The sequence below is a fragment of the Acinetobacter sp. YH12039 genome, from assembly GCF_013420015.1.
Classification (GTDB): Bacteria; Pseudomonadota; Gammaproteobacteria; order Pseudomonadales; family Moraxellaceae; genus Acinetobacter; species Acinetobacter amyesii.
In genome coordinates, this window is record NZ_VOZA01000006.1 from 1 (window position 1) to 17,035 (window position 17,035).

The 17,035-nt window shown below is 41.7% G+C and carries 18 protein-coding genes; 10 read left to right on the top strand and 8 right to left on the bottom strand.

The window, feature by feature from the left end; genetic code table 11:
• Positions 1–162: 162 nt before the first annotated feature.
• Positions 163–1,683: a catalase gene (locus FTT98_RS04330; RefSeq protein WP_111884100.1), complete on the bottom strand. Its 1,521-nt coding sequence runs from the start codon at positions 1,681–1,683 to the stop codon at positions 163–165.
• A 1,027-nt stretch (positions 1,684–2,710) separates the two neighbouring features.
• On the opposite strand from FTT98_RS04330, the gene FTT98_RS18330 reads away from it, so the two are divergent.
• Complete coding sequence (locus FTT98_RS18330; protein ID WP_180177056.1) at positions 2,711–3,001, top strand: hypothetical protein; 291 nt, start codon at positions 2,711–2,713, stop codon at positions 2,999–3,001.
• A gap of 595 nt (positions 3,002–3,596) precedes the next feature.
• Here FTT98_RS18330 and FTT98_RS04340 read toward each other — a convergent pair.
• Positions 3,597–4,205, bottom strand: coding sequence for a TetR/AcrR family transcriptional regulator (locus FTT98_RS04340; protein WP_180002945.1), 609 nt, complete (start codon positions 4,203–4,205; stop codon positions 3,597–3,599).
• 91 nt (positions 4,206–4,296) lie between these two features.
• On the opposite strand from FTT98_RS04340, the gene FTT98_RS04345 reads away from it, so the two are divergent.
• Positions 4,297–5,958 (top strand): acyl-CoA dehydrogenase family protein, encoded by a 1,662-nt coding sequence (locus FTT98_RS04345; RefSeq protein WP_180177057.1) that lies wholly within the window; start codon positions 4,297–4,299, stop codon positions 5,956–5,958.
• Between the two features lie 195 nt (positions 5,959–6,153).
• Positions 6,154–6,354, top strand: a complete 201-nt coding sequence (locus tag FTT98_RS04350; RefSeq protein ID WP_067764150.1) for a hypothetical protein — start codon at positions 6,154–6,156, stop codon at positions 6,352–6,354.
• 22 nt (positions 6,355–6,376) lie between these two features.
• Here the strand turns inward: FTT98_RS04350 and FTT98_RS04355 are convergent, their stop codons facing one another.
• From FTT98_RS04355 to FTT98_RS04370, 4 genes are all read right to left on the bottom strand, one after another.
• Positions 6,377–6,538: a hypothetical protein gene (locus tag FTT98_RS04355; RefSeq protein ID WP_180010167.1), complete on the bottom strand. Its 162-nt coding sequence runs from the start codon at positions 6,536–6,538 to the stop codon at positions 6,377–6,379.
• A 67-nt stretch (positions 6,539–6,605) separates the two neighbouring features.
• The gene (locus FTT98_RS04360; RefSeq protein ID WP_180006997.1) at positions 6,606–7,079 is read right to left on the bottom strand and encodes a hypothetical protein; all 474 of its coding nucleotides are present in this window, start codon (positions 7,077–7,079) and stop codon (positions 6,606–6,608) included.
• 34 nt (positions 7,080–7,113) lie between these two features.
• Positions 7,114–9,411, bottom strand: coding sequence for a phosphoenolpyruvate--protein phosphotransferase (gene ptsP, locus FTT98_RS04365; RefSeq protein WP_180005299.1), 2,298 nt, complete (start codon positions 9,409–9,411; stop codon positions 7,114–7,116).
• Positions 9,412–9,488: 77 nt separating this feature from the next.
• Positions 9,489–9,968 (bottom strand): RNA pyrophosphohydrolase, encoded by a 480-nt coding sequence (locus FTT98_RS04370; protein WP_078189729.1) that lies wholly within the window; start codon positions 9,966–9,968, stop codon positions 9,489–9,491.
• Between the two features lie 172 nt (positions 9,969–10,140).
• Between FTT98_RS04370 and FTT98_RS04375 the strand changes: the two genes are divergently transcribed.
• From FTT98_RS04375 to FTT98_RS04385, 3 genes are all read left to right on the top strand, one after another.
• Positions 10,141–10,797: an HAD family phosphatase gene (locus tag FTT98_RS04375; protein WP_180106249.1), complete on the top strand. Its 657-nt coding sequence runs from the start codon at positions 10,141–10,143 to the stop codon at positions 10,795–10,797.
• 91 nt (positions 10,798–10,888) lie between these two features.
• Positions 10,889–11,362, top strand: a complete 474-nt coding sequence (locus tag FTT98_RS04380; protein ID WP_168377917.1) for a DUF2628 domain-containing protein — start codon at positions 10,889–10,891, stop codon at positions 11,360–11,362.
• A 94-nt stretch (positions 11,363–11,456) separates the two neighbouring features.
• The gene (locus FTT98_RS04385; RefSeq protein WP_078189726.1) at positions 11,457–11,699 is read left to right on the top strand and encodes a DUF2789 family protein; all 243 of its coding nucleotides are present in this window, start codon (positions 11,457–11,459) and stop codon (positions 11,697–11,699) included.
• Between the two features lie 196 nt (positions 11,700–11,895).
• On the opposite strand, the gene FTT98_RS04390 is transcribed toward FTT98_RS04385, so the two are convergent.
• Complete coding sequence (locus FTT98_RS04390; RefSeq protein ID WP_078189725.1) at positions 11,896–12,759, bottom strand: LysR family transcriptional regulator; 864 nt, start codon at positions 12,757–12,759, stop codon at positions 11,896–11,898.
• Positions 12,760–13,228: 469 nt separating this feature from the next.
• Between FTT98_RS04390 and FTT98_RS04395 the strand changes: the two genes are divergently transcribed.
• On the top strand, positions 13,229–13,438 hold the full coding sequence (locus FTT98_RS04395; RefSeq protein WP_168377916.1) for a hypothetical protein: 210 nt from the start codon (positions 13,229–13,231) through the stop codon (positions 13,436–13,438).
• Between the two features lie 129 nt (positions 13,439–13,567).
• On the opposite strand, the gene FTT98_RS04400 is transcribed toward FTT98_RS04395, so the two are convergent.
• Entirely contained in the window at positions 13,568–13,804 is a 237-nt protein-coding gene (locus tag FTT98_RS04400) for a DUF2061 domain-containing protein (RefSeq protein ID WP_078189723.1), read from the bottom strand.
• A 356-nt stretch (positions 13,805–14,160) separates the two neighbouring features.
• Here FTT98_RS04400 and leuC point away from each other — a divergent pair, with 356 nt between their 5' ends.
• The 3 genes from leuC (at position 14,161) to FTT98_RS04415 (ending at position 17,032) form a co-directional block, all read left to right on the top strand.
• The gene (gene leuC, locus FTT98_RS04405) at positions 14,161–15,609 is read left to right on the top strand and encodes a 3-isopropylmalate dehydratase large subunit (protein WP_180042066.1); all 1,449 of its coding nucleotides are present in this window, start codon (positions 14,161–14,163) and stop codon (positions 15,607–15,609) included.
• Between the two features lie 99 nt (positions 15,610–15,708).
• Complete coding sequence (gene leuD / locus FTT98_RS04410; protein WP_180042065.1) at positions 15,709–16,359, top strand: 3-isopropylmalate dehydratase small subunit; 651 nt, start codon at positions 15,709–15,711, stop codon at positions 16,357–16,359.
• A gap of 109 nt (positions 16,360–16,468) precedes the next feature.
• Complete coding sequence (locus FTT98_RS04415; RefSeq protein WP_168377913.1) at positions 16,469–17,032, top strand: hypothetical protein; 564 nt, start codon at positions 16,469–16,471, stop codon at positions 17,030–17,032.
• Positions 17,033–17,035: the final 3 nt, after the last annotated feature.

The window sequence follows — 17,035 nt, forward strand, 5'->3', positions numbered from 1 at the left end:
CTCATGAAATACGGTATTCTGATGTGACAAAACCTGAATCCTGGTCGTTAAAGTGTTTGTTTGCACTCATATTTTAACTGTTAGGACTCAGGTTTTTTTATTTAAAGCAAACTATGGGACAGCAGTGCCTTAAAAGGTGGTTTTTTTATTCAAAGATAAAACTTAAAGCAAGCCAGGATTACCTTGAGCTGGATCAGTTGCACGAGCAGCTTGCGCATCCGCTACAGTTAAGCCTAATGCTTTTGCAACACCTTCACCATAAGCTGGATCACATGCGTAACAGTTACGGATATGACGGTATTTAATGAAGTCGAGTGCATCGCCCATTGCGCCAGCAGTGTTATTAAACAATGCTTGTTTTTGTTCATCATTCATTAAGTTGAATAATGCACGTGGTTGACTGAAATAGTCGCTGTCATCTTCACGATAATCCCACAAGTCAGCATCACCAGTAATTTTCAATGGTGGTTCTTTGTATTGTGGTTGCTCTTGCCATTGGCTGAAGCTGTTTGGTTCATAATGCGGTGTTGCACCATAGTTACCATCCATACGGCCTTGACCATCACGACGGTTGGAATGAACAGGGCAACGTGGTGCATTTACAGGAATTTGGTAATGGTTTACACCCACGCGATAACGTGCAGCATCAGCATAGTTGAATAAACGCGCTTGCAGCATACGGTCAGGTGAAAAACTAATGCCCGGCACCAAGTTACTTGGTGCAAAAGCGGCTTGTTCAACATCTTGGAAATAGTTTTCAGGGTTACGATTGAGTTCGAATTCACCCACTTCAATCAACGGATAGTCGCCTTTAGGCCATACTTTGGTTAAATCAAATGGGTGATAAGGTACTTTTTCTGCATCAAGTTCAGGCATAATTTGAACGTACATTTTCCATTTTGGAAAATCGCCGCGTTCAATTGCATTGAACAGATCGGTTTGTGAGCTTTCACGGTCTTTGGCAATAATCGCTTCAGCTTCAGCATCGGTTAAGTTTTTAATGCCTTGTTGAGTGCGCATGTGGAATTTAACCCAGAAGCGTTCATTATTGGCATTAATAAAACTGAAAGTATGACTGCCAAAACCATGCATATGACGGTAACCATCTGGAATACCGCGGTCAGACATCACAATCGTAACTTGGTGTAGAGCTTCAGGTAGTAAAGTCCAAAAATCCCAGTTATTAGTTGCACTACGCTTATTGGTTTTAGGATCGCGTTTTACTGCTTTGTTTAAGTCAGGGAATTTACGAGCATCACGTAGGAAGAAGACAGGTGTGTTATTACCAACTAAATCCCAGTTACCTTCTTCAGTATAGAATTTAAGGGCAAAACCACGAATATCGCGTTCTGCATCTGCAGCACCACGCTCACCCGCTACGGTAGAGAAACGAGCAAAAAGTTCAGTTTTTTTACCAACTTCTGAGAAAATTTTAGCACGAGTATATTGGGTAATATCGTTAGTTACGGTAAACGTACCGAAGGCACCAGAACCTTTGGCGTGCATACGACGCTCTGGAATTACTTCACGAACGAAATTACCAAGTTTTTCATTAAGCCATAGGTCTTGGGCAAGTAAAGGACCACGTGCACCTGCCGTCATACTGTTCTGGTTGTCTACAACAGGAGCACCAGCATCAGTTGTTAGGTGGGTGACAGGACATTTTTTAACGTCGTCGCTCATTGAGTATCTCCATTATTATAATCATGTATTAAAGTTGGGAGTTATAACCTTATCAATTGATAACACGCTCAATAGCACATGACATTAACCGTTTTGTTAATTCATTTTAAAGTGACAATGTGACAACAGTTTTTCTCTCATTCTAAAATTTTTCAAGCAACAATCAATCGAAGAGAAGTCATAAAACTGTAGCCGTTAAAAGCTTAAAAATCTTTATATACTTATTGACTCTAAAGCTTTCTGTGGCTTTTGACAAATGGAAAAATAGTTTTGAATAAATGGTTAATTCGATTGATTAAGTTATTGAATTTATATTATTTATTTATATATTTTGTTTTAATATTTTATCCATGAATTAAACTCAAATATATAGCTATGAAGGTAGAACAGGACGAAGTATCTAAATCCATATTTTTATTATGGATTTTGGCCTTAATATAGGTTTTTTAGCTGATTCTAGTTAATGAAAGACATTTTTATGTTGTTAATATTGCAGAGCTTTTCAACATTAAAGACATTATTTAATACTTAAAATAAGCTAAAAATACAGCTGAAGAAATATTGGCAAGTGGTCTAAGTTGTTTTAGAAAATTGTAAATAAATTCTTTATGGGGTGATGGTTGGCACACCTATCTTTATTGTTGTCAGGTCAGGTGTTGTCACTCCAGCTTGAATCGATTCCTACATCATATCAACATACTAGGCAACCTTACGTGATCGCATATCGTAGTTGAGGGGGTTAATGACGAACCCATTTTGACCTCGGGATATATTTTACGCCCAAAAGGATAAGCACTTAAACAAGACTGGACCGTATTGGCATGAGCACATGGCACGACTGTGTGGCTGATACAAGTGCTCCTTCAAGTGATTATACAATGGGCCTGTGTATAGTTTGCAACTAGTCATAGATGGTGCAATCGACAGTTGTTTGAGGCATGGCTATGTAGTGGTTACAACAGATTATCAAGGACTGGGTAAGCCAAAACTGCACCCTTATATGAATGTAGTCAGTTAAGTTTATAATTTGGTGGATTCTGTACATGCACTGCATTCTTGCAAGCCGAAGCAATTTAATAAAGACTGGATGGTGATGGGGCATAGTCAATGTGCTGCAGCTGCTATTGCGGTTGCAGCTCAGGGGCAAAAAGATGCGCTTGAATTGAATCTTAAAGCTGCAATACCCTTGGCACCGGGTGGTTATCAATATGAATGTATTGCTGAATACGTAGAAACCAATCCAAATCCAGATACCAATGTAGCGGCATTTTTCCCCATCGTGTTGTTGGGAGCAGCCGAAGCAGATCGATCAATGTAGATCAACAGGTTAGTCCAGATATGAAGTCTTTACTAAATCAGGCCCGTAAACGCTGTTTATCAGAACTAAAAAATTAGTTAAAACAAGCACCTCAGCCAATCTTTTTAAAAAATTCAGACTTAAGGCCATCCCTAAGCTATTTAAAACGGCAGTCGATTGAATATATGACCCTAACCGTAACACTGATGTTTGTTTAAGGCGTCGCAGACCATTTGTCGATCACCTTGGTACTCAAAGTTATTACCAGAAAGTGTGCAAATAAAAATTGCCAGTAGTCTATCAGGCGATCCCAAATGGCTATCATCGTGGTGCATTAGGCCATAGTCCAAAATATACGGCTGAATTTTTAAAGAGCTTACAACTGGCCAGCATTGCAAAGGCGTATAAATGAGACAAGTAAGCTGGCAATAAAAGCTTAACTTCTAAAGCACTTTTATTGACGGATGAAACAAGTGATGAATGATTTTCTTCTACCGTAAAAATGAATTTCCTAAATATCTAAAATAACTGGTTTAAGAGCCGATTTTTTGTAAATAACATGACTTTATTTTATTCACCGATGCATTTGAAACATCATTAGACTTGTCCGCGAAGTCTAATCGCGCAACATATGAATTATATCTCGCTTTAATTCATCCCACTCCCCAAAATCAGGCTCAATCAATAAAGTTTGCGACACAAAGCCATAACACACCCGCTGCATATTTAAAGCCATCTGTTTGAGCTGTTCATCATCCTGTATAAATGGCTCAAGCATACTGCGCCACATTTGCACCATCATGGCATAACTCTTACGGTAACTTTCAATATCTGAAATCTGCCGTTCTAACAAAAACACCTGTGACCATAAAAACTGCTGTGCTTGAATTTGCTCAATTTGAAAATGAATAATTCGCTCTAAATAAGTCTGAAACTTCAAATCTGTGGATAACTTGATCAAGCTATGTGCATAACTTTTTAAGCTTTCCGCATTGTGTTTCACATGTAAATGAATGGTTAGCGCAATCAAATCTTCCTTTTTAGAAAAATATTCATAGAACGTTCCCAAGCCCACGCCTGCAAGGTCGGTAATTTCCCGAATGGTAATTTGGCTGGCAGGACGCTCATGCAAAAGCCGAACAAAACTGTCCTGTAAGGCTTCTTGCGTCAGTTTGGCACGTGATTGACGTGGCTTACGCCGTATTTGAATGGCTGAATGCTTCATATTTTTAAGCGCGGAAAACCGAACGTCTATGCTTTAAATTTTCTCTATACTGAAATGAAAAGCCAACAAGAACAAGCGGAAAATATAGACGATGAATACATTAGAACAGACATGGATGACGCATCAAATCAGCAACCAATTTGATGAACTGGAAAACTACAATCTATTTTCAAGCGATACGGTTTTACATGAAATCTTAAAGCGCTATGGCAGCCACGATCAGCCGATCTTATGCGAAATGGGCAAAGTGGCAGGTTCGAGTGAATACTTTCAGCATGGGGCTTTAGCCAACAAACATACCCCAATTTTACATGCCTTCGATGCGCGAGGCCGCCGTACTGACTTTATCGAGTTTCATCCTTCATGGCATAAATGGATGGGACTCAACCGCCAGTTTGATACCCATGCACATCCATTTAATCAGCCAAATTCCAAGGCAAAATGGGTGGAGTGGGCAGCACGTTTTTATTTAGCAGGTCAGGTCGAGTGCGGCAATTTATGTCCAAATTCAATGACGCTCGGCAGTATTCCACTCATTCAGCGCGAACCTGAACTATGGGCGAAAATTGGCGAGAAACTACTATCGACTGAATATGATGAACGCGATGTACCGATTGCGCAGAAAAAGTCGATTTGGCTCGGTATGGGCATGACCGAAAAGCAGGGCGGTTCAGATGTACGTGCTAATGAAACTATAGCTGTGCCTGTGGCAGAAACAGGACGAGGCAAAGCTTATTTACTCACGGGGCATAAATGGTTTTTCTCTGCACCGATGTGTGATGCGCATTTGGTGGTGGCAAAAACCGAACAAGATGGCTTGGCTTGTTTCTTTGTGCCGCGTTGGTTGGAAGATGGCACGAAGAATAATATTCAGGTGCAACGCCTAAAAGAAAAAGTCGGTAACCGCAGTAATTCAAGCTCGGAAGTCGAATTCAAAAATGCATGGGGCATTATGATTGGTGAGGCAGGGCGTGGCATTCCAACCATTATTGAAATGGCGAATTATACCCGTCTGACCTGTTCGGTCGGTTCGAGCGCCATGCTGCGTCAAGCTTTGGTGCAATGCATTGCCTATACTCGTCAGCGTCAGGCTTTTGGTAAACATTTGATTGAACAACCCTTAATGCGTGCAGTTTTGGCAGATTTGGCTTTAGAGAGTGAAGCAGCGACGCAGCTCAGTTTTCATTTGGCGCAGTGCTATGAATCAGATGATGCCTTGTCTGTGGCATGGAAACGCATTATGACCCCAGCAGCTAAGTTTTGGATTTGTAAACGTGCAGTCGAACTAACTGGTGAGATGATGGAAGTCTTTGGCGGCAATGGCTATGTCGATAACGGCATCATGGCGCGCATCTTTAAAGAAGCACCTGTGAATACCATTTGGGAAGGTTCAGGCAATGTCATGTGCCTAGATGTGCTGCGTGCGATTGGGCGTGACCCTGAATCTATTGAAGTGCTGTTTAAAGATTTGGCGAGTACAGCAAGTACAGATGAAAGCTTGCAAACAGAATTGCAGGACTTGTTCAGGTTGTTCCATCAATCACCTGAAGATTTACAATTTATGGGGCGCAGTTTGGTCAGTCGTTTAACGGTACTTGCACAAGCGGTGTTATTGAAACGCTATGCGCCTGATTATGTAGCAAATGGTTTTATTCAAAGCCGCTATAGTGCGAAACATGGGCAAGTGGTGGGCATGCTGGATGCTAAAAAGGTCGATGTAGAGCGAGTATTAGAACGGGCTTTTGCTAGCTAAATACAACGTATTTCCCTCTCTCAATGGGAGAGGGTTAGGGAGAGGGAAATAATGTGGCAAAGCAATTTTTTTATGGCCTTGGGGCTAACTACGCTGTATCAAAAAGCCATAGGAAAGTGCTTGAAAAAATCTAAAAATAGATCAATATATGCACTACAGTACGAGGGTGCTGTATAGGCAAAAAGGTGAATGCAAATGGCAAAGAAAAAAGTCCTGCCTGAAGTTGAAGTTCGCAACTTTGTGGCAAAACACATGAACGATTTTAACAAAAGCCAAACTTTTGTAGATCGAAAGAAAAATGCAAAACGCGGCTATGCAAAGCACAAAAAAGGGGGATATTCGAATGATTATCTCCCTTTTTATTTCAGTGTATTTTCTCAGTTTTTAGTCTACTAAATGATTCGGCTTCAACATCTGCTTAAACAAATTCCACATCATATTCCATACGTTTTGCTGTTTGCTTCGCAATCTCTAAGCCATGCAATTTGGCCACAATATAAAGCGATGCATGGATCCCCGAAGAAATCCCCGCAGCATCTAAGACTTCAACTTCGTTGAATAATAAGATACCAACGTTCATTTAGGTGGTTCCATGCAGGATTTAAAGCATTGGTTTTGAGTTGAAATATTGAACATTAAAACACCGCTTATTTTGAAAATAAGTCTTCAAACATTTTGTTGAATGTGGATTTTTGTTGTGGTCTAGACGCTGTGCTTTGATGTTTTACGGCGTTATTAGGTTGCTGAAGTACGTGTTCCACCTGACTGGTCAATTGCTCAAACCATGTTGCGTCGCTGTGCTGCGTCTGATTTAGCTGTTTGGCGCGCTGTGCAGCCAGCACCGATGGATCATTTTTACCTAAGCGGCGCTGCTGTGACGCAGTAATTTCTATACCGAGTAAGGGGGGAATACGAGAGCGGCTGACCGGAGCTTTGGATTTTGTTGGCTTGGTTGGGCGTATATTGACTTGTTGTGCTTGGGACGGTCTAGGTCGAGTTGAGGATACTTTTTCAATCGGTGTATCGTGTTGCAGCTCTAACATTTTTTGTTTGAGTTGCGGATGGATCTTTGTCATATAAAAGGCAATTGCGACAAAAGCCAGAAAAAATAAAAAATCCATCATCACCTCATTTTATTATTTTACATGAGTGTTCTTAAGCACTCACGATTCGGGTTGCCGATTTCACCATATCACCAAGACCATGAGTCTTGAAGTAGTACTCCATCATGCTTTTCACCATCAGTGGATTATTCATGCTCAAAGCACGATCCAAGAGCTCTTTTGCATCTGGCATCGGCACATGGCAGATGGCTTTACGGACTTTGAGAATGTTACTCGAACTCATCGATAGGGTGTTAAAGCCCATCGCCATCAGTAAAATAGCTGTGAGTGGATCACCGGCCATTTCTCCACAAATACTAATCGGCTTGTCGTATTTATGACATTCTTGCACCAAGCGAGTCAGCGCACGAAGTACGGCTGGGTGTGAGTGTGAATAGACATTGGCAACCCGTGGGTTATTACGGTCAACCGCAAGTAAATATTGAGTTAAATCGTTAGATCCGACCGAGAAGAAGTCAACCAATTCAGCAAACTCATCGATCTGTAACAGCACACTCGGCACTTCGACCATGATGCCGATTTTTGGCTTGGTAATCTTCACCTGTTCTTCTTCTTGCACCGCTTGCCAGTCACGATCAAGCAAATACAACGCTTCTTCGACTTCGCTGACACTGGTCACCATCGGCAGCAAAATATGCAAGTTGTTCAGGCCAATACTGGCTTTGAGCATGGCACGAATTTGGGCTGAAAAAATCTCAGGATGATCGAGAGTAAAGCGAATTCCACGCCAACCCAGTGCTGAGTTTTCTTCTTCAATCGAGAAATAAGGCAGGTCTTTATCTGCACCAATATCGAGGGTACGCATCACCACTGGTTTATTGGCAAAATGACTCAGCTGTTGACGATAAATAGCGCGCTGTTCTTCTTCACCAGGGAAGCGATCACGCAGCATAAACGGAATTTCAGAACGGTATAGACCGACACCTTTGGCGCCACGTTGTACACCGCGAACCACATCGATCATCAAGCCAGTATTTACAAACAATCGAACTGCAACACCATCAGGGGTGATGGCATCTTTGGTTTCGTATTGCTTCAGATCTTTGGCAATTTGCTCTTCTTCTTTTTGAATCTCTTTATAGCGTGTGCGTAAACGACGAGGTGGATTGATGAATACACGACCTTGATGTGCATCGACAATCATTTCGACATCATCGAGGGTATTAATTGGCAGTTCAGTCACGCCGACTACAGTTGGAATGCCGAGGGCACGTGCCACAATCACCATGTGTGAGTTCATGGCACCTTCGGTGGTCACAATCGCCGCGATTTTATCGACAGGGAGTTCAACCAAGGCAGCCGTAGAAATTTCCTCACCAATTAAAATGCTTTCATCGGTGATTTCACGGTGACTGGCATCTGCTTCTTGCAAAAAGGCCAAGATACGACGCCCTAGATCTTTTAAGTCTGAAACACGTTCGCGGAGATAGTCATCTTCCATCTGTGCAAAGAGCGCAATGTGTTTATCAATAACAATGCGTACCGAACCTTGTGCCCAGTTACCGTCACGAATTTCACTTTTGATTTCCGCGGGGAGGGCATTGGCATCGAGCATCCGCAAGAACACGCTAAATAATGCCCGCTCTTCGGCCATGAGGGCATCTTGCATCTTTTCATCGAGAGACAAAATTTCTTGACGAACTGCGTCTATGGCATTGTCGAGTAATTCGAGTTCTTCACTGATGTCATCGGCTTCACGATCGGGGACTGAAGCCAAATCAGCAGGTGGATACAGGATGACTGCACGACCTAGCGCAATACCGCCTGAACCTGAAATACCTTGGAAAGTTTTATAGGCAGGGAGGTTGTTTGGTTTACGAAAGACTTCAATATTCCCGACGGCATGTGCATGGGCAATCACCCCTGAAAGTTGAGCGCACAAGGTCACGAGGAAGGATTCGGCAGCTTCGCTAAAGTCTTGAGGTTCTTTGTTTTGAACCACTAAGACGCCCATCACTTTACGGCGATACATCACCGGAACACCGAGGAAGGAATTGTAAATTTCTTCCCCCGTTTCTGGCAGATACATAAAGCGTTCGTGTTTGGGTGCATTGTCTAAGTTGACGATTTCTTCACGTTGTCCAACTAAGCCGACCAAACCCTCACTGGTATGCAAAGAGACATGCCCAACGGCTTCAGGGTTTAAACCCTTAGAAGCCATTAGTAAATAACGATGATTTCGTTCATCAAGCAAGTAGATTGAGCAGACATCCACATGCATGGCTTCGGCCACTTGATTGACCATAATGTCTAAAGATTCATGCAAACTGGCCGACGCATTAATCTCTTGGACTATGCGTCTTAAGGTATCCAGTTGCATGTTCGACATCGTGTCTGCTCCAAAATTTATTCTGCTTTATTTATAACAACACTCATCCTAAAAATCTGCATCCATTCTGCAAATTTTTACGGTTTTTGCGGAAGCTGATTGCACAGCTCCACCATGGCTTTACGATATACATCGCGTTTAAAATTCACCACTTGACCCAAAGGGTACCAATAGCTGACCCATTGCCATTGATCAAACTCTGGTGGGTCTGACAAATCCAGCTGAATATGCTGTGCCGAAGCCGTCAGTTTTAATAAAAACCACTTTTGTTTTTGACCAATACAAACGGGGTCTGAATCCGTACGTATATACCGATGTGGCAAACGATAGCGCAACCACCCTTGGGTTTGTGCTATCACCTGGACGTGTTCGGGCAGTAAGCCAACTTCTTCTCTCAGCTCACGGTAAAGTGCCTGTTCGGGGGTTTCTCCATGTTGGATACCTCCTTGTGGAAATTGCCAGGCATTGTGACCAATGCGCTTTGCCCATAAAACTTGTCCAATGTCGTTTGCCAAAATGATCCCGACGTTGGGTCGGAAACCTTCTGAATCGATCATTTGGCTACCTAAATATTGTGTAATTTATGACTTTGCTCACGGGGACGTTTATTTCTGTGTCCATCTCGAAAAAGCAAAGTGTAAAAATGTTATGATCTTAACGAATTTCTATCGACTAGCGGAGATAGATTTACAATTTTTTTCTTAAATTTCAGCTTTTACGAGTATTTTCATGAAATTGGCACTGTTTGACCTTGATCACACCTTATTAAATACCGACTCAGACCATTCTTGGGGGGAGTTTTTGGTCAATGAAGGCTTGGTTGATCCAATTCGTCATCGTGCTATGAATGACAAATTTTATGATGATTATAAAAAAGGCCAGCTTGACCCGATTGCCTATAACGAATTTGTATTTGAGTTTTTAACCCAACATGATAATGCCTACTTAACTGAGTTACATCAGTTGTTTATGAAAAAAGTTATTCGTGCGCAAATGCGTCCTGAGGGCTTTGCTGCCATTCAGCGCCATCAAGATGCAGGGCATCAATTGGTCGGGATCACCGCAACGTCTGATTTTATTACCGCACCGATTTTTCGTGAATTCGGCATTACTGAAATCATTGCGACCAATGCCGAAGTTGTGAATGGTAAATATACAGGTAAAGTAATTAATACTCCGTGCTACCAAAAGGGCAAATTAGTCCGTTTGAATCAATGGTTAGAAGGTCGTGATGTGACAGAGTCCTGGGCCTATTCAGATTCGATTAATGATCGATTCTTATTGGAATATGCGGATCATGCAATTGCAGTTAATCCAGATGATCGTTTAGAGGTCCTAGCAAAAGAACAAGGTTGGGACATTCAAGACTGGTCAATTCAAGCCTAAAGATGAACATGAAAAAAAGCATCTTGAGATGCTTTTTTTTTGATGTTCTTTTGATTAACCCTCGACTCACTAATTTGAACTATCGCTCCGTATGCAGACAGAAGCTTCTTTTAAACATTTAATTCAAATCTTTATTGGGCCACGTGCTCAATCTTATTTAAAGTTCATAGAACAACAAGGTGGGCAGAACAGTGGCCTGAGTTGGGCGGGGTTAATTTTTGGGCCCTATTGGTTACTCTATCGAAAGATGTACCGCTATTTCTTCTTATTCTTTGCGGTTGGTTTTTTGATTAGCATGTTGGCACTCATCATCGGAGTGCCTGATCAAGTCTTGATGGGGCTAGCATTGATTCCTAACCTCATACTCGCTGGCATCGGAAAGCGGCTTTATAGCGATTTTGCTGTGCAAAAGACCAAAGCCTATATGCAGCAGCCGAAATATAGTGAGCAGGTGTTTGCTGAAGAAGGCGGAGTGAACTGGGGGCTGCCTTTATTGTTGGTATTTATTCAATCTGTCGTGATGATTATGCTCAGTTTGCCTTTTATTCAATTTTCACCGCTGTAGAATTCTGTAATTGAGTGCGTGTCCGTTCCGTGTTATATCCTTAAAACAGAAATTTTGTATCCATAAACAATAAGTTTTAACACGGAGAATGACAATGAGTGTACGTCCACGCATGACTCATCTATTTGAACAACTGGGTTTAGATTCGAGTGAAGACGCGATTGCTTTATTTATCGTGACGCATCAACTCAGTGCCCAAACTAAAATTACCGAAGCAGATTATTGGACAGATGCTCAGCGCCAGTTCTTGGCCGAAAAAATTAAGTCAGATGGTGAGTGGGCGATTATTGTCGATCAATTGAATGAATCATTACATGAAGATTCATTGACGAAATAAAACCCACAGGTCTTCCTTGGTTTTTTTAATGGGATCGGCTGAAATAGGCGATCCCATTTTTAATGCAAAAGAAATTTAAGCGATCATTCAACATATAGAAAATTATTCACTTTTGCTAAACGCTCAAACAGATCAATAAAAAAGCCACCATAACGGTGGCTTGATTAATAATTGAATTTTGTAGGTAAAAATTCAATTAGATGTGTTTCATCAATTCAACCAGCTTTTGTGCAGCAAGTGACTGAGTACGGCCTGGGTGCCATACCATGCCCAATTGACGATTCATGTTTGAAGGTAAATTCAGTTGTTTTAAATCTTGGTTCAATAAGGTTTTAGGAAGGACAGACCAACCGAGACCAATGGAAACCAACATACGAATCGACTCAAGTGAGTTATTGCTCATGGTAACTTTTGGCTTGAGTCCATACTTTTCAAACTCAGCCAAGGTAATTTGACTGGTATAGGTTTGCGCTGCAGGTAAAAGACTTGGGTATTGGATCAAATCCTCTAAGGTCAAATGTTCGACTTGCGCCAAAGGATGGAAAGGCGCAACCACGAATACCAGTGGATCATTCCATGTCGTGATGTATTTTAAACGGCTGTCACCTTGTGGCGGTAAAGTCAAAAATGCCAACTCTAAGTCACCTGCCAAAACTTGCTCATGGGCTTGTTCAGAATCAACAAAGTGTACATCTAAGGTCACTTCTGGAAACTGTTGTACATATTGACGCAAATGCGCCGGTAAATGGTGTAAGCCGATATGATGGCTAGTGCCAATTTTCAGTTTACCTTGAACCTGACCTTGCTCATGGCTGAGCGTATGGTGAATATCACCCAATTCATTCAGCCAGCTTTTTACTTTTGGCAAGAGAGAGTTTGCCGCATGCGTCGCTTGAACACCACGACCCGCGGATTCAAAAAGTTTGACACCGAAGTATTCTTCTAAACTGTGAATACGCTTGGTCACAGCAGGTTGCGTAATGAAGAGCTGATCTGCTGCCAAAGAGATCGAACCAGTTTCCATGACTTTTACAAAGGCTTCAAAGGCTGCGAGATTCATCTTCATTCCTATAAAGAATTTTTATGCGTAGTCTCATTGTTATAATATTTTAAGAATAAATCAAAGGAAAAGTTGTATCTTTTGATTTAAAACTAGGCGTTCAAGCCAGATGACGCTTTAAATCTGAGGGGATTTTCAGGGTTCAATAGTGTTATTTGAGTACTTGGTCACTGCATGATTTAAGATTGGGCTGTGACATTTTCAGCTCAAATGCGCTGTTACAAAGTTATTTTTTAAACCGAAACCAGAGTTATGCATAATATAAAAAATACAGGGCTGGAAAGTAATTCAACCGTTTGAATTAAAGAGGAGCGATGACGTTTCTTTTTAATTCAGTATTGAACTAAAACAAAAAAATGAACTCAAGTTTTGATGGCTTGGGGAACATACTTTTCAGTGAATAATTATAGCAACAGGTACAGTCATGGCTGCATCGATTAGCAATGTTGTACCTCACAGGGAGAAGGCGATGGATATTAAACACATTAAAAATTTATTGGATATTTTTGAAGGGACAGTCGAAAAGCGCTGTGCAATATATGAAATCGCAGATGACGAAGACGACGAAAACCGTGCAGCTGCCGAGTGTAATGCGGCAAAAAACAAACTGATTCTTGCGATAGAACAATTGGTTGAGGCGCATGATCAGTTGGCCTTACAGCAAAAAAACAAGCTTTGATGATCCGTCTGCAATTGAATCTATAGGATGAAAAAAATAGAAAGTTAAAGTGGATAGAGTAAAAGAACGTTTTAAGGTCATTAAAAAAACCACCGTGATGGTGGTTTTTTTACAAGGAGCAGGGTTGGATTAAGCGGGGATATTTTCCTCTGCTGCTTTATCTTTCTTTTCCCATGCTTTTTCGTGGAAGAAAAAGGCAACCGCTTGAACAGTTGGTTCAAGTAAACTTAAGGTAATGGCCATTGCAATACTGCCAGTCACGTAATAACCAACCAACATCGCAACCGTGATATGCATGATGTAATAGCTCAAGGTTTTTTTGAACATGCGCTGATTATTTTCGACGAACTTGTTAATGTGTGCCATGAGAATGCTCCTTGTTAAATTGATAAATCTTGGCAATGAGTTAATAATAATGATTCTTATTTGCAATGTAAAAGAGAAAATTCAATTTATGATCATTGAATTTCTAAATCACCATTTAAAAATGGCAGAAAGTGATCAAAAACTCGGAGAAAAATCTAAAGTTTCATCTGCTGAAAGTATTGAAGTGAGTGTGTTTTGAACGCATCAATGGTGATTAAAATGCAACGGAAATCAGCAGTTAAATATCATTCCTATAAGTTTTTAAACTAATAAAAATGATAAATTAGATTTATGTGAATACGTGGTTATAATCGATTTAACGAAAGAATTTACCCAGTCCAGTGGAGCAAATCGACATGGCAGGCGAAACCCAAAAAGCGGAAACCCAAATAAAAAAAACCTTGTATGACAAATTGTGGGATGACCATCTAGTAAAACAGCGAGATGATGGCTCTTCATTATTGTATATCGACCGTCATTTATTGCATGAAGTGACTTCTCCACAAGCCTTTGAAGGGCTACAACTTGCAGGTCGTAAACCGTGGCGTTTAAGCGCTAATGTTGCAACGCCAGACCATAACGTACCTACGTCTACTAAGGAGCGTGCTGAAGGTATTGCAGGTATTGAAGATGATACCTCACGTATCCAAGTGCAAACTTTAGATGACAACTGTAAAACTTTTGATGTTGCCCAGTTTGACATCAACGATGTACGTCAAGGTATTGCGCACGTGGTGGGGCCTGAACAAGGTTTAACCTTGCCCGGTATGACCGTGGTATGTGGTGACTCACATACTGCAACGCATGGTGCATTTGGTTGCTTGGCTCATGGTATCGGCACATCGGAAGTTGAACACGTATTGGCGACTCAATGCTTAGTTCAAAAGAAAATGAAGAATATGTTGGTGCGTGTTGATGGTCAATTGGGTCAAGGCGTAACTCCTAAAGACGTGGTTTTAGCGATTATCGGAAAAATCGGTACGGCGGGTGGTACAGGTCACGCGATTGAATTTGGTGGTCAAGTGTTCCGTGATATGTCGATCGAAGGTCGTATGACGGTATGTAACATGGCGATCGAAGGTGGCGCGCGCGTGGGTATGGTGGCTGTCGATGACAAAACCATTGCCTATGTGAAAGACCGTCCGTATGCACCGAAGGGCGGACAGTGGGACGCTGCAGTAGAGTATTGGAATACTTTAGTGTCTGATGAAGGTGCGCATTTTGATACTGTTGTGGTATTGCAAGGTGAAGATATTGAGCCACAAGTGTCTTGGGGGACTTCTCCTGAGATGGTGATTCCTGTATCTCAAGCAGTGCCAACTTTAGAACAAGCCAAAGATGACGTACAGCGTAATGACTGGACACGTGCATACAACTATATGGGCTTAGAAGCGGGTCAAGCTTTGGCAGATATCCAATTAGACCGTGTATTCATTGGTTCATGTACCAACTCACGCATCGAAGATATTCGTGCAGCGGCTGAAGTGGCCAAAGGCAAAAAAGTGGCGGCATCGATTAAGCAAGCCATGGTGGTACCGGGTTCAGGTTTAGTCAAAGCACAAGCAGAAGCAGAAGGCTTAGATAAAATCTTAATTGAAGCAGGCTTTGAATGGCGTGAGCCGGGTTGCTCAATGTGTTTGGCAATGAATGCTGACAAATTGCAACCGGGTGAGCACTGTGCATCAACGTCTAACCGTAACTTCGAAGGTCGTCAAGGTAATGGTGGTCGCACGCATTTGGTGAGTCCAGCAATGGCAGCAGCTGCGGCAATTGCAGGTCACTTTGTGGATGTGCGTACATTCTAGTTTAAGCCCTCATCCCAACCTTCTCCCTGAGGGAGAAGGAGTTCCCTCTCCTTTTAGGAGAGGGTTAGGGAGAGGTCACGGATTCAGTGAGAAATAAACATGAAAAAATATACCGTTGAACAAGGTATCGTTGCACCATTAGACCGTGCCAATGTGGATACAGATTTAATTATTCCAAAACAGTTTTTGAAGTCTATTAAGCGTACTGGCTTTGGTGCCAACTTATTTGATGAGTTGCGCTATTTGGATGAAGGCTATTTAGGTCAGGACATTTCAAAACGTCCGATTAACCCCGATTTCGAATTGAACAAACCGCGTTATCAAGGTGCGTCGATTTTGATCTCTCGTGCAAACTTTGGTTGTGGTTCGAGCCGTGAGCATGCGCCTTGGGCATTAGAAGAATATGGTTTCCGTACTGTCATTGCACCAAGCTATGCGGATATTTTCTTTAATAACAGCTTTAAAAATGGCATGTTGCCAGTGATCTTGTCTGAAGAGATCGTAGATCAGTTATTTAAAGAATGTGCTGCATCTGAAGGCTATCAATTAACCATTGATTTGGCTGCGCAAGAAGTACGTACACCGAGTGGTGAAGCATTTACATTTGAAGTCGATCCATTCCGTAAACACTGCCTATTGAATGGCTTGGATGATATCGGTTTAACCTTACAAGCAGCCGATGAGATCCGTGCTTATGAAGAAAAAACCAAAGCATCTCGCCCTTGGGTATTTGCAGAAATTAAAGCTTAAGTCAGTGTCACTGTAGAACTTCTTAGTAGTCAGTCGGCTTAAGTCTTGCTAATATCAGGCGAAACAAAATTTATACGTTAGCCAGAATTTATCAGGTTGGGTTCGAAAAATGAAAAAGTTCTTCGGTCAGCTGGTTGTAACGGGAGCGCTGTTCGCAACGCTCTCTGCCTGTCAAAGCTTTGACACGGCACGCATTAAAAATGTGAAAGAAACTGAAAGTACAAAAAATAATGCTCTGATTTACTGTGCAGGTACAGCGCATTGTGAATTTGAGCGTTTTGATCAAATACAAGTGGTTGATCCAAATAATCAACATGTACAACGTGCTGCGATTAAAGCAGGCATTGTACGGTTGAATGGTCGTTCATTGTCTGAGCCTAATCCTTTGTATTTGTCTGTACCTTCAGGTCAGCATGAAGTCGTGATTCGCTATTATCCAATTTCTCAGGAAAAAGCAGAGCGCTTGCATGTCATTCACAACTTTAGGTCCAAACACGAGTACACCTTTAAAATGTACCGAGAGCGTTCAAAAAACACAGGCAGTTTACTGGATAAATCTGCGCCTGATCCGCTCTGTGTAGACTTAAAGCAAGGTGCAAAAACGATTCGACGTTTCTGCCGACCCTACAATGTCCTCACAGGACTTGGTGAGTTTGTAGAAAAGAAACTTTAAATC